The sequence below is a fragment of the Mesorhizobium amorphae genome (genome assembly GCF_014843845.1).
Classification (GTDB): Bacteria; Pseudomonadota; Alphaproteobacteria; order Rhizobiales; family Rhizobiaceae; genus Mesorhizobium; species Mesorhizobium amorphae_A.
In genome coordinates this window covers 293,375-305,489 of sequence record NZ_JHQS01000061.1, presented here as the reverse complement: position 1 = coordinate 305,489, position 12,115 = coordinate 293,375, and the positions used below count along the sequence as shown (strand labels likewise).

The 12,115-nt window shown below is 65.0% G+C and carries 13 protein-coding genes; 9 read left to right on the top strand and 4 right to left on the bottom strand.

The window, feature by feature from the left end; translation table 11 throughout:
- The first annotated feature begins 26 nt into the window (after window positions 1-26).
- The 5 genes from DH08_RS27950 (at window position 27) to DH08_RS27930 (ending at window position 5,676) form a co-directional block, all read left to right on the top strand.
- Window positions 27-233 carry a hypothetical protein gene (locus tag DH08_RS27950; RefSeq protein ID WP_120016324.1) on the top strand — a complete coding sequence of 69 codons (207 nt, stop codon included), beginning with the start codon at window positions 27-29 and terminating at the stop codon, window positions 231-233.
- A gap of 52 nt (window positions 234-285) precedes the next feature.
- On the top strand, window positions 286-1,554 hold the full coding sequence (gene lysA, locus DH08_RS27945; RefSeq protein ID WP_192182486.1) for a diaminopimelate decarboxylase: 1,269 nt from the start codon (window positions 286-288) through the stop codon (window positions 1,552-1,554).
- Window positions 1,555-1,600: 46 nt separating this feature from the next.
- Window positions 1,601-2,542 carry a threonine/serine dehydratase gene (locus tag DH08_RS27940; RefSeq protein ID WP_192182485.1) on the top strand — a complete coding sequence of 314 codons (942 nt, stop codon included), beginning with the start codon at window positions 1,601-1,603 and terminating at the stop codon, window positions 2,540-2,542.
- Window positions 2,543-2,655: 113 nt separating this feature from the next.
- Entirely contained in the window at window positions 2,656-5,244 is a 2,589-nt protein-coding gene (locus tag DH08_RS27935; protein WP_192182484.1) for a TIGR02302 family protein, read from the top strand.
- Window positions 5,245-5,283: 39 nt separating this feature from the next.
- The gene (locus DH08_RS27930) at window positions 5,284-5,676 is read left to right on the top strand and encodes a glyoxalase superfamily protein (RefSeq protein WP_192182483.1); all 393 of its coding nucleotides are present in this window, start codon (window positions 5,284-5,286) and stop codon (window positions 5,674-5,676) included.
- Here DH08_RS27930 and DH08_RS27925 read toward each other — a convergent pair.
- Window positions 5,660-6,544: a LysR family transcriptional regulator gene (locus tag DH08_RS27925; RefSeq protein ID WP_192182482.1), complete on the bottom strand. Its 885-nt coding sequence runs from the start codon at window positions 6,542-6,544 to the stop codon at window positions 5,660-5,662. The genes DH08_RS27930 and DH08_RS27925 overlap by 17 nt on opposite strands.
- A 210-nt stretch (window positions 6,545-6,754) precedes the next feature.
- On the opposite strand from DH08_RS27925, the gene DH08_RS27920 reads away from it, so the two are divergent.
- Window positions 6,755-7,705 carry a DMT family transporter gene (locus DH08_RS27920; protein WP_192182481.1) on the top strand — a complete coding sequence of 317 codons (951 nt, stop codon included), beginning with the start codon at window positions 6,755-6,757 and terminating at the stop codon, window positions 7,703-7,705.
- A 6-nt stretch (window positions 7,706-7,711) separates the two neighbouring features.
- On the opposite strand, the gene DH08_RS27915 is transcribed toward DH08_RS27920, so the two are convergent.
- From DH08_RS27915 to DH08_RS27905, 3 genes are all read right to left on the bottom strand, one after another.
- Window positions 7,712-8,083 (bottom strand): response regulator, encoded by a 372-nt coding sequence (locus tag DH08_RS27915; RefSeq protein ID WP_192182480.1) that lies wholly within the window; start codon window positions 8,081-8,083, stop codon window positions 7,712-7,714.
- 53 nt (window positions 8,084-8,136) lie between these two features.
- The gene (hpt, locus tag DH08_RS27910) at window positions 8,137-8,679 is read right to left on the bottom strand and encodes a hypoxanthine phosphoribosyltransferase (protein WP_006200213.1); all 543 of its coding nucleotides are present in this window, start codon (window positions 8,677-8,679) and stop codon (window positions 8,137-8,139) included.
- Window positions 8,680-8,796: 117 nt separating this feature from the next.
- A complete protein-coding gene (locus tag DH08_RS27905; protein ID WP_192182587.1) occupies window positions 8,797-9,444 on the bottom strand; it encodes a hypothetical protein in 648 nt (215 codons plus the stop codon).
- A 177-nt stretch (window positions 9,445-9,621) separates the two neighbouring features.
- On the opposite strand from DH08_RS27905, the gene ftsE reads away from it, so the two are divergent.
- The 3 genes from ftsE (at window position 9,622) to DH08_RS27890 (ending at window position 12,112) form a co-directional block, all read left to right on the top strand.
- Window positions 9,622-10,281 (top strand): cell division ATP-binding protein FtsE, encoded by a 660-nt coding sequence (gene ftsE / locus DH08_RS27900; protein WP_006200215.1) that lies wholly within the window; start codon window positions 9,622-9,624, stop codon window positions 10,279-10,281.
- Entirely contained in the window at window positions 10,274-11,263 is a 990-nt protein-coding gene (locus DH08_RS27895; protein ID WP_192182586.1) for a cell division protein FtsX, read from the top strand. The genes ftsE and DH08_RS27895 overlap by 8 nt, the downstream gene beginning before the upstream one ends.
- A gap of 162 nt (window positions 11,264-11,425) precedes the next feature.
- Window positions 11,426-12,112 carry a YdcF family protein gene (locus DH08_RS27890; protein WP_192182479.1) on the top strand — a complete coding sequence of 229 codons (687 nt, stop codon included), beginning with the start codon at window positions 11,426-11,428 and terminating at the stop codon, window positions 12,110-12,112.
- Window positions 12,113-12,115 lie beyond the last annotated feature (3 nt).

The following is a 12,115-nucleotide window of genomic DNA, read 5'->3' as shown; positions in this document are numbered from 1 at the left end:
CGGATTTTTCTCGGACGGATGGATCGATGACCGGAAGCAGGATTTTGGTGACGCTGACGTTGCTGGCGGCGATGGCCGCCGTGACGGCCTGCGGCAGGAAGGCCGGCCTCGACACCCCTTACGAGGCCGCCGTGCAGGCCCGCAAGGACGCCGAGAAAGCCAAGCAGCCCGTGCCGCCGGAGCCGGAAAAACCGGTCGAGGACAAGAAGTTCATTCTCGACCCGCTGCTCTAGAGCCGATGAGATCACCCGATCTCATCGTGCTCCAACTTCCGGAACCACTCTCGTGAACCATTTCGACTACCGCGACGGCGTGCTCTACGCCGAGGACGTGGCGATTTCAGACATCGCCGCAAGCGTCGGCACGCCGTTCTATTGCTATTCGACGGCGACGCTGACCAGGCATTTTCGTGTCTTTGCCCAGGCTTTTGCCGGGCTCGACGCGTTGGTCTGCTATGCCATGAAGGCGAACTCCAACCAGGCGGTGCTGCGCACGCTGGCCAGGCTCGGTGCGGGCGCCGACGTCGTATCGGAAGGCGAGTTGCGCCGCGCGCTGGCCGCCGGCATCCCGGCCAGCAAGATCCTGTTTTCGGGCGTCGGCAAGACCGCGCGCGAAATGGACTTTGCGCTGTCAGCCGGCATCCTCTGCTTCAATGTCGAATCCGAGCCCGAACTCGAGCTGCTTTCCGCCCGCGCCGCCGCACTCGGCAAGGTGGCGCCGGTCTCGCTGCGCATCAACCCGGATGTTGACGCCAGGACCCACAAGAAGATCTCCACCGGCAAGGCCGAGAACAAGTTCGGCATTCCCTGGCAGAAGGCGCGGCAGGTCTATGCCCGCGCGGCAAGCCTGCCGGGCATCAAGGTCACCGGCATCGACACCCATATCGGCAGCCAGATCACCGAGTTGCAGCCCTTCGACGATGCCTTTGCCCTGCTCGTCGATCTGGTCGGCGCGCTGCGCGCCGACGGGCATGCAATCGAGCATGTCGATCTCGGCGGCGGCCTCGGTATCCCCTACCGAGTCGACAACAGCCCGCCACCGCTGCCCGACGCCTATGCCGAGATTGTCAGGAAGCACGTCACCAAGCTCGGCCTCAAGGTCATGTTCGAACCGGGCCGCCTGATCGTCGGCAATGCCGGCATCCTGGTTTCGGAAGTGATCTTCGTGAAGGAAGGCGACGCCAAGAATTTCCTCGTCGTCGACGCCGCCATGAACGATTTGATCCGGCCGACGCTGTACGACGCCTTCCACGACATCAGGCCGGTGGTGCAGCAGCCGGCGGCAGCACCGCGCATGACGGTCGACGTGGTCGGCCCGGTCTGCGAGACCGGCGACTATATCGGCCTCGACCGCGACCTGCCCAGGCTGAAGGCCGGCGACCTGATCGCGATTGCCACTGCCGGCGCCTATGGCGCGGTGCAGGCCGGCACCTACAACACCCGGCTCCTGGTGCCGGAAGTGCTGGTCGACGGCGACCGTTTCCATGTCGTGCGCCCGCGCCAGACCTATGACGAACTGATCGGACTGGATTCGGTGCCCGACTGGTTGAAATAGGCTGCGGTCCCGAACCGGGTTCGCTTCAAACCCCAGAGAGCAAGATATGGCCAGCAGCACCTTGATCACCCGCGAACGCATCGCCGCGATGGAGCCGCGCATCCGGCCCTTCGTGCGCCACACGCCTGTGCTGCGCGTCGACATGGCCGATTTCGGCCGCCCGTCCCTGGCCGTCGACCTCAAGCTCGAATGCCTGCAGCATTCCGGCTCGTTCAAGGCGCGCGGCGCCTTCACCAATCTCCTCGAACGCCCCGTGCCCGCGGCCGGCGTCGTCGCCGCATCCGGCGGCAACCATGGCGCGGCTGTCGCCTATGCGGCCATGCGGCTTGGCCACAAGGCCACCATCTTCGTTCCCGAAGTGAGCCCACCGGCCAAGCTCGACCGCATCCGCGGCTACGGCGCCGAACTGGTCGTCGGCGGCGCCCGCTACGCCGAGGCTCTGGCCGCCAGCGAGAGCTTCGCCGAGAAAACCGGTGCGCTGCAGATCCACGCCTTCAACCAGGAGGAGACGCTGGTCGGGCAAGGCACGCTCGGCCTCGAGATCGAGACCGACCTGCCCGAGATCGACACCTTGCTGGTCGCTGTCGGTGGCGGCGGCCTGATCGGCGGCATCGCCGCCTGGTTTGCCGGCCGCATCCGGATCGTCGCCGTCGAGCCGGAAGGCGCGCCGACGCTGCACCTCGCCTTCGAGGCCGGACGGCCCGTCGACGCACCGGCCGAAGGCATCGCCGCCGATTCGCTGGCGCCGAAGCGGGTCGGCGAAATTATGTTCCCGATCGCCGAAGCCTATGTCGAGCGTTCCCTCCTGGTCAGCGACGACGACATCATTGCCGCCCAGAAAGCGCTGTGGGACCGGGTGCGAATCATCTCCGAGCCGGGCGGTGCGGCGGCCTTCGCGGCGGTGCTGTCCGGTCGCTACCAGCCGGTGCCGGGCGAGCGGATCGCGGTTCTGGTGTGCGGTGCCAACGCCAATCCCGCAAAATTCTGATCATAACCGGTCAAGAATTCATCTCGTTTTCGGAACCGCCTCGCCTTTGCCGTGTTTGCTGGTAAACTTCTGTTCCTGAGGTTCGGGCGATCCCGCCCGGACAGGAAGGGCCGATGACGGAACGACCCACTTCCAGCGGCGATCGCGGACTGGCCGGGCGTCTTGCCTTGAGCCGGCTGGCGACGCGGGTCTCCATGGTTGTCGAGCGCGGCTGGCCGTTGCTTCTGCCGCTGGTCATTGTCGCCAGCCTGTTCCTCAGTGTTTCATGGCTCGGCCTGTTTTCGCTTCTGCCCGATCCGGCGCGCATCGGCCTCCTTGCAGCGTTCGCCATCTCCGGCTTTGCCGCCCTCTATCCGCTGCGTTTCTTCCGCCTGCCCTCCGCCACCGAGATCGATCGGCGCATCGAAGCGGCCAACGAGCTTCTGCACAGCCCGGTTCTGGTGCAGACCGACCGGCCAAGCGGCCGCGATAGTATTTTTTCGCAGGCGCTGTGGCGCGAACACCAGAAACGCATGGCGGAGCGGCTGGGCAACCTTGGCGCCGACCGGCCGCGCACACGCGTGCCGGAGCGCGACCGCTGGGGCTTGCGCGCCGTGGCGGTGCTGCTGCTCGTCACCGCCTTTGCCTTCTCCTTCGGCCCCTCGGGCGGCAAGTTGAGTGACGGCTTCGTGGCGCGCGCGGCGCGCGACACCGTGCCGCCGCGCATCGATGCCTGGGTGACGCCGCCTGCCTATACCGGCAAGCCGCCGATCTTCCTCACCGCCGACGCCAACCAGGCCGCTCCGACCTTCACCGTTCCGCAAGGCAGCGATGTCTCGCTGCGCGTCACCGGCGGCTCGGGCGAGGAAACGCTTGCCTACGCCGACAAGGACGGCAATGCCCGCGCCATCGACCCGGCCGGCCCACCGGCAGCCAAGCCTGTGGCGAACACGGCGGCGCCCAAGGTGCGCCAGTTCACCGGCAAGCTGACCAGCGACGGCACGCTGACGCTGAAGTCGGGCGAGGACGACCTTGGCCACTGGGCCTTCGCGGTGATCCCTGACAAACCGCCGACGATCCGTTTCGTCGGCGAACCCAAGCGTGCCGTCAACGGCGCCTTCGAGCTCAGCTACCAGATCGACGACGACTATGGCGCCGCCTCCGCCAAGGCGGTTTTCGTGCCCGCCGACCCGCAGCCGCCGAACGCGCATCCGCTCTATGGCCCGCCCGATCTGCCGCTGGTGCTGCCGCGCCGCGGTGGCAAGGGCAATGCCGCCAAGACCAGCAAGGACCTGACCGAGCACGTCTGGGCCGGCAGCAACATCAAGCTGACGCTTGTCGCCACCGACGACGCCGGACACACCGCGAGCAGCGAAACCAAGACTCTGGTGATGCCGGAACGGCCCTTCTCCAATCCGCTGGCGAGAGCCGTGATCGAGCAGCGCCGCATGCTGGCGCTCGACGCCAATGCCAAGCCGCGCGTGCTCGACCTGATGGATGCCATCACGCTGCGCCCCGAAGACACCTTCGACAACATGGCGCACTATCTCGCCATCATGAGCGCCCACAGCCGGCTGAAGATGGCCGGCAACGACGACCAGCTGCGCAACGTGGTGTCCTATCTCTGGGAGATCGCGCTCGGCATCGAGGAAGGCAATCTGTCGGCGGCCGAAAGGCGGCTGCGCCAGGCACAGCAGGCCCTGCAGGACGCCATCAAGAACGGCGCCAGCGACGCAGAGATCGACAAGTTGATGAAAGAACTGCGCGAGGCGATGAACCAGTTCCTGCAGGAGTTCGCCGAGCGCGCACAGCAGAACCCGAACGCACCGCAGATGCAGCAGAACGGCCAGGAGCTGCGCCAGAGCGACATCGATCGCATGATGGACGAGATCGAGAACCTGGCAAAATCAGGCGACCGCGACCGCGCCCAGCAGCTTTTGTCGGAATTGCAGGACATGATGAACAACCTGCAGGCCGGCCGTCGCCAGCCCGGCGGCGAGCAGGATAGCGAGATGCGCCAGCAGATGGACAAGCTCGGCGAGATCATGCGGCGCCAGCAGGAGATGATGAACGACACCTTCCGCATGGACCAGATGCAGCGCGGCCAACGCCAGCGCGGCGAGAATCGCGACGAGCAGCTCGGCGAAAACGGTGGCGGCCAGGATGAGGACAAACCCGGCCCGGGCGACGACCGCGATCCGCTCGCCCGCCCGAAGCAGATGACGCCGCAGGAATTCGCCGAAGCGCTGAAGCAGCTTCAGGAAGGCCAGGGCAAGCTGCAAAACGACCTCGAGCAGTTGAAGAAGGGGCTGGAAGGCATGGGCATGCAGCCCAATGAGGGATTTGGCGAGGCCGGCAAGTCCATGGGCAATGCCGAACAGGCGCTCGGCGAAGGCGAGGGCGACCAGGCGGTCGGTCACCAGGGCCGCGCGCTGGAGGCGCTGCGCAAGGGCGCCAAGGACATGATGAAGCAGATGCAGGCCATGCAGGGCGACGAGGGCGGCAGCGAGCAGGGCGGCCGCCAGCAGAACGCCGATCGCGACCCGCTCGGCCGGCCGCGCGCCACAAGGGGTCCCGACGACGGCACCGAGGTGAAGGTGCCTGACGAGATCGACGTCCAGCGCGCGCGCCAGATCCTGGAAGCAATCCGCAAGCGGCTCGGCAACGCGCTCAGCCCCGACATCGAACGCAGCTATCTTGAGCGGCTGCTGGAGCTGAAATAGCGCCCTGCCACCCCAATCTTCTCGAACGGTCGCAACGCCATGCCGAAGCTCGGTGTCATTACCCCGATCCTGCGCATCTTCGACATCGCCAAGGCGCATGAATTCTATCTCGGTTTTCTTGGTTTCGAGGTGCGGTTCGAACATCGCTTCGACGACAATGCGCCGCTCTATACAGGCATTGCCCGCGACGGTTGCGAACTGCATCTGAGCGAGCATCACGGCGACGGCTCGCCGGGCTCCCACATACGCATCACGGTGGCCGATATCGCGGCATTGCATCGCGAACTGATCGGCAAGAAATACCGCTTTGCCAGGCCGGGGCTGGAAGAGACGCCGTGGCGGACGAAGGAAGTCACCGTCGGCGATCCGTTCGGCAACCACCTGACCTTCTACGAGGACATGCCCGCCCCGACAGTCACAGATCCGGCGTGATACCAGCCTGACCAGTGAGCATGAACGCCTCGCGGATCGCTTCTTCCATGCTGTCGATGGCTTCGCCGGAAACGCTCGGATTACGGTGCAGAACGACATTCGAGGAATCGATGTCGCCGAAGCCGTCGGCTGCGCCGAGCTCGCGGCAGCCGGCGGGAATGTTGCTGCGGGAGATCGGCGCGATCGCCAGGCCCGAGGTCACGGCCAGCGTCAGGCCGCCATTGGTGTCACTGGTATAGGCGACGCGGTAGCCGACGCCACGCTGTTCCAGCGACTTGATGGCAAAGTCTCGGCACCAGCCACCACGGTTGTAGAGCGCGATCGGCACCGGCCGCTCCTCATGCATGTGATGGATGGCGGAAGTGACCCAGACCGTCGGGTCATGCATCAGCACCTCGCCGCCCGACAGACCTTCCCATTCGAACACCACGGCGAGATCGAGCTGGCCCGCCGCCAGCGCCCGCATCTGCGAGTCGGAATGGGCGTAGCGCACCGTGACCTCGACCTGCGGATGGCGTTTGGCGAAGGCGCCGAGCGCGCGCGACAGGATCGAATGACCATATTCGGCAGGAATGCCGATGCGCACCGGACCGTCGAGCGGCGGCGCCACCAGCGACGCCGCCGTCTCGTCGAGCAGCGAGACGATGCGCCTGGCATTGACGATCAATTCACCGCCGCGGCGCGTCAGCGAAACGCCGCGCGAGCCGCGCTCGAACAGGCTGTCGCCGACCATGCCTTCGAGCTTCTTCATCTGCATTGAGACAGCCGACTGGGTGCGGCCTGCCTGTTCCGCCGCCTTGGTGAAATTGCCGGTCTCGGCCACCGCGACGAAGGTGCGCAGGAGGTCGCTATCGAGGGTAGGCTTCATCGCAATTCGCCATAAGAATTTTTGATCGCTGACATCATTTCAATTCGTTTGCAACATGTCAAACGTCAGCCGATAGTCATTTCTCCCATTGGATATGTGACCGCGAAATCGGTTGCGGACCAATCGAAGAGTCCTCACTCATACCCGCTGCCCGAAACGGTGGCGGGTTCTTTTTACTTGTACGCAGTGGCGCGCGGGGGGCCGAAGCATATGCAGAACCGGATGACGCTTGGCATCCTGAGCCTCTGTCTGGGCGTCCTGGTCTTTTCGCTGCAGGACCCGCTCGTCAAAGCGGTATCGGGAGCCTATCCGGTGACCGAGGTGATGGCGATCCGCGCGATCGTCGCACTTCCCATACTGATCGTTCTCGTCCACGCCGATGTTGGATTGCGGGCTTTGCAGTCGCGGCGCTTCGGCCTGCTGACATTGCGCGCCTTCACCCAGTTCTCGTCCTACACGGCCTATTATCTGGCGATCGCCGCCCTGCCGCTGGCCGACGCCGTGGCGCTTTATTTCATGGCGCCTTTGTTCATCATGGCGCTGGCCGGCCCCTATCTCGGCGAGCGCGTCTCATGGCAGACGCTGGCGACCGTTCTGATCGGCCTGGTCGGCGTTCTGGTGATGCTGCGCGCCGGCGCCGGATTGTTCGACTGGGCGGCCCTGCTCTCGCTCGGCTCGGCGGCGCTCTATGGTTTTTCGCAACTTATGGCGCGCAGGATCGGCGATACCGAATCGTCGACGGTCATGGCCTTCTACCAGAACGGCGCCTATCTCACTGGCGCCATCGTGGTCGCCGGCGCGTTCCACCTCGCCGGCATCACCCATGCGGTCCATCCGGGCCTCGAATTCCTGGTGCGGCCATGGGCGTGGCCGGCGCTGCCGGACATTCTCAAAATGGCCGCCTGCGGCTTCGTCGCCTCGGCCGGCATGATCCTGTTGTCGCAGGGCTACCGGCTGGCGCCGGCCAACCGCGTCGCCACCTTCGAATACACCGGCATCCTCTGGTCGCCGCTCTGGGGGTTTCTGTTCTTCGCCGAGGTGCCCAGGGGAACCACGATGCTAGGTGCGGCGCTGATTATCGGCGCCGGCCTGTTGGCGCTCAACGGCGAGCGGCGCAGGCAGACGGCGACCGTGCTTGCCGCAAGCGGCGATCCCGCCTGACGCCTATCAGGCGAAACAGGTCAGCGCGCGTCCAACACGGGCGCGGATCTCGGCCAGCGTAAACGGCTTCTGCACGACGTCGAGAATGATGCCGTTCAGTTCCTCGGCGCGCTCGCGCTGGTCGGCATAGCCGGTCATCAGCAGGATCTTCATCGCCGGGAACAGCTTCGCTGCAGCGGTCGCCATCTCGATGCCGTCCATCTCCGGCATGCGAATGTCGGAAACCACCAGATCGTAGCCGCCACGGGCCTGCTGGATCAGCGCCAGCCCTTGTGCGCCATCGGCGGCGATGGCCACGCTGTGCCCGTCGCGTTCAAGCGCGCGGGCGGCGAGAGTGCGGACGGACTCATCGTCCTCGACGATCAGAAGCTTTGCCATGGGCGGCATATTTGGCGGTGAAAAGTTGACTTTTCCTGAACCGCGAACGGCTTTTATGCATCCCCTTTGACGACGCCTACGAACGGCAATTCGCGAAACGCGTGCGCGACATCCATGCCGTAGCCTACGACGAAATAGTCGGGGCAGTCGAAGCCGACATAATCGGCGTTGAGCGCCGTCTGGCGGCGCATGCGCTTGTCGAGCAGAACGGCGATCGAACAGCTTTTGGCGCCGCGCGACAGCATCAGGTCGCGGGTGAAGGAGAGCGTCTTGCCGGATTCGAGAATGTCGTCGATCAGCAGCACGTCGCGGCCGGCGACCTCATTGTCAATGTCGCGCAGCACCCTCACCTCGCCGCTGGTGGTGCCGGCGCCATAGCTGGAAATGAAGATGAACTCGACCTCCGGCGACAGGCCGACATCGTGCATGGCGCGGATGAGGTCGGCGGCAAAGATGAAGGAGCCCTTCAGCACCGAAATCACCAGGAGGTCGTGGTAGTCGTGACCGGCTATCTCTTTGGCGAGTTCAAGATTGCGCCGGGCGATCGCCGACGCCGAAAACAGGACCTCGATGTCCTTGCCACGCACAACTGGCATTTTTGGCCCTCCAGGCGCTCCGCCTACAGGGCCAAGACCTTTTGGGCCTGCGGAAGCGCTGTAGACCTTTTTGATTTTGCACACGATCCCAGGAAAAACCGGTTCCTGGATCGAAACTTAGCCGGCGAATGTGACCGATACGGCCTTGACCCCGTTTCTAGGCACATCGAGGCGGCTGGAAAAGCCGAATCTTTCGCCGGGCGCCAAGGACCGGCTGGATGTCCCCAGCGTATAGCGCGTTACCTGGCTGTCATTGCCGGTGACCCGGATCTCCAAAGGCGGCAACGGTGCGGCCTTTGCTCCGTCATTGGCGGCTTCGCCATCGACGAACAGGACCGGCTTCAGCCCCGAAGCATCGATGCGCGAGGTGACGCCCGAGATGCTTAGCGCGACACCGGCTGGCTGCTCGGCGGCCCAGAACGGCGATTGACGCACCAGTGCGTGGCCGCCCGAGACCCAGAAGGCGGCAAGCGCCGCACCGACGCCGGCTATCCAGAAGATCGGCCCGCCGCGCGAGGCCGGCGGGCGCTCTGCTGCGGCTTCGGGTTTGCGCAGCATCTCCATGCCTTCGATCGAGGGCGCATCGCTCATGCGCGATGCAGGCGGCGATAGGGTTTCCGCCTTGACGCCATGGCGCGGCAGCACCTCATAATCGGCATCGACGATGTCGGCGGCCGGCGCGCGCGGTTCCGCCGCGGCACTTGTCCCCAGCCCGGTCATGATTTCGCCGGAAACCGGGCGCGCGGTTCGATCTTCAGCCATTATGGCCCTTGTTCGTCTTCGTTTCTTTTGCGTAAACGGAAATGGTTAACGCTTCCCCACCGGAACCCCTGTGTTGAACCGAAAAACACCGAAAATTAACCGACGGTTAACCATGCCGGCCGATGGTCATTTGAGAGAAAGGGCTGGCACGCCGCCGCCGCAAGTTTCAGGTCGTCGAACGTGATCCGCTTTGAAAATGTCGGCCTCCGCTATGGCATGGGTCCGGAAATCCTCCGTGACATTTCCCTGCACATTCCGGAGCGCTCCTTCCAGTTCTTGAGCGGCCCTTCGGGCGCCGGCAAGACGACGCTGCTGCGCCTTCTGTTCATGTCGCTGAAGCCGACGCGTGGGCTGATCACCATCTTCGGCAAGGACCGCTCGCGTATCTCGCGCAGCGAACTGCCGCATCTGAGGCGCCGTATTGGCGTCGTGTTCCAGGATTTCCGTCTGCTCGACCACATGACCACCTATGAGAACGTGGCCTTGCCGCTGCGCGTGCGCGGGCGCGAAGAAGCAAGCTATCGCACCGACGTCACCGAACTGTTGAAATGGGTCGGCCTCGGCGAGCGCATGCATGTGCTGCCGCCGGTGCTGTCGGGCGGCGAAAAACAGCGCGCCGCGATCGCCCGGGCGCTGATCGAGCAACCCGAGATCCTGCTTGCCGACGAGCCGACCGGCAATGTCGACCCACCGCTGGCGCGCCGGCTGCTCAGGCTGTTCATCGAGCTCAACCGTCTCGGCACCGCGGTGGTGATCGCAACCCATGATCTCGGCCTGATGGAGCAGGTCGACGCGCGGCGCATGATCCTGGCCGGCGGAAGGCTGGATGTCTATGACTGAGCTTTCCGCAGAACACCTGCACGAACAGCCCGCCGAGAAGGCCGGCGCGGTGCAGCGCGTCCAGCGCAAGATGGCGCCGATCGTGCCGGCGCAAAACATTGCTGGCCGGGCTCTGGTGCTGGTCATAGCCATCATGACCTTCCTGTCCTGCCTGACCTTCGGCGCCGTGACGCTGGTGCGCGACACCGCTTCGGTCTGGGAGAACCAGATCTCGCGCGAGGCGACGATCCAGATCAAACCGGTCGAAGGTCTCGATATGGAGGCAGCCCTTGCCCAGGCCTCGCAGATCGCCGGCGAATTCCCCGGCGTGAAGGAGACCAAGATCATCGACCGCGACGCGACCGCCCGGCTGCTGGAGCCGTGGCTGGGCTCGGGCCTCAACATCGACGAATTGCCGGTGCCGCGCCTGGTCGTCGTCACCATCGACGAGAACAATCCGCCCGACTTCGCCGCCATGCGCGCCGCGATCACGCCCAAGCTGCCGAGTGCCGCACTTGACGATCATCGCACCTGGGTCGATCGGCTGGTGGCCATGGCCCGCACCACGGTGACCATCGGCATCGCCGTGCTGGCGCTGATGCTATCGGCCACCGTGCTGACTGTGGTGTTCGCAACGCGTGGCGCCATGGCCGGCAACGGCCACATCATCGAGGTGCTGCATTTCGTCGGCGCCGAGGCGCGCTTCATCGCGCGCGAATTCCGCTGGCACTTCCTGGTCACCGGTATGAAGGGTGCTGCCGCCGGCGGGGCCGCCGCCATTCTGGTATTCATTGTCTTTTCCTGGTGGTCGTCGCGCAATATGGCGACGCCGCAGGCCGACCAGGCGACCGCCCTTTTCGGCAATTTCGCCATCGGATCGGCGGGCTATCTCGGCGTCGGCCTGATGGTCCTGGTGATCGGCGCGCTGACGGCAGCGACGTCGCACGTCACCGTGGTCACGTATCTCAGCGACATCGACATCCGTCAGCCGGACGCGGGCTGATGCGCGCGATGGCGGCATGCATGGAGCGAAAAGGGCTCAGGAACGATCACGGGCAGAAAACTGACGTAACGCAATGTGCGCATTTTTTCCTATCAAAGGCCACATTTCAGGATTAACCATAGGACGATGGACGCTAGGGACTCAACCGGAACGGCTGGACAGATGCCAGTGGTTGGTTCCCTTTTGCACGCCCGGGGCGAGCCGCGCCGATTGGCAAGAGCCCTGCGCATCTCCGTTTTCTCCATTCTCGTGCTGGCCGCATTGTTTGCCGGCGGTTTCGGCTGGTTCGCCAGCACCGTCAGCCACATGACCACGCCAGCCAATCCGGCCAAGGCCGACGCCATCATCGTGCTCACCGGCGGCCAGTCTCGCCTCGACGCAGCGATGGACCTGCTTGCCTCCGGCAAGGGCGAGCGTCTGCTGATCAGCGGCGTCCACCCTTCGGCCAGCCGCCGCCAACTCCAGGCGGCGACCGGCGGCGACAAGGCACTGTTTTCCTGCTGCGTCGACATCGACCGTGCCGCGCTCGACACGATCGGCAACGCCGAGGAGAGCGCCAAATGGGTGGAGAGCCACGCCTACGGTACCGTCATCCTCGTCACCAACAACTACCACATGCCGCGCAGCCTGCTGGAGATGAGCCGGCTGCTGCACGGCGCCAGGCTCGAGCCCTACCCGGTGGTCAACACCAATCTCGGCGATGGCGGCTGGCTGACCAAGCCGGAAGCGCTGCGCGTGCTTCTGACCGAATACAGCAAATATGTACTGGCGCTGGCGCGTGGCATCGTGCCGTCTCGCCAGACCGGCGGCAGTGTTGCTGTGGCGCAAGCCGCCACGGCGCACAACTGAGCG

Bases quoted from the DNA above. Each gene is read 5' to 3' on its own strand.
- DH08_RS27950 (WP_120016324.1), top strand. From the start codon at position 27: ATGACCGGAAGCAGGATTTTGGTGACGCTGACGTTGCTGGCGGCGATG.
- DH08_RS27940 (WP_192182485.1), top strand. From the start codon at position 1,601: ATGGCCAGCAGCACCTTGATCACCCGCGAACGCATCGCCGCGATGGAG.
- DH08_RS27935 (WP_192182484.1), top strand. From the start codon at position 2,656: ATGACGGAACGACCCACTTCCAGCGGCGATCGCGGACTGGCCGGGCGT.
- DH08_RS27930 (WP_192182483.1), top strand. From the start codon at position 5,284: ATGCCGAAGCTCGGTGTCATTACCCCGATCCTGCGCATCTTCGACATC.
- DH08_RS27925 (WP_192182482.1), bottom strand. From the start codon at position 6,544: ATGAAGCCTACCCTCGATAGCGACCTCCTGCGCACCTTCGTCGCGGTG.
- DH08_RS27920 (WP_192182481.1), top strand. From the start codon at position 6,755: ATGCAGAACCGGATGACGCTTGGCATCCTGAGCCTCTGTCTGGGCGTC.
- DH08_RS27915 (WP_192182480.1), bottom strand. From the start codon at position 8,083: ATGGCAAAGCTTCTGATCGTCGAGGACGATGAGTCCGTCCGCACTCTC.
- hpt (WP_006200213.1), bottom strand. From the start codon at position 8,679: ATGCCAGTTGTGCGTGGCAAGGACATCGAGGTCCTGTTTTCGGCGTCG.
- DH08_RS27895 (WP_192182586.1), top strand. From the start codon at position 10,274: ATGACTGAGCTTTCCGCAGAACACCTGCACGAACAGCCCGCCGAGAAG.
- DH08_RS27890 (WP_192182479.1), top strand. From the start codon at position 11,426: ATGCCAGTGGTTGGTTCCCTTTTGCACGCCCGGGGCGAGCCGCGCCGA.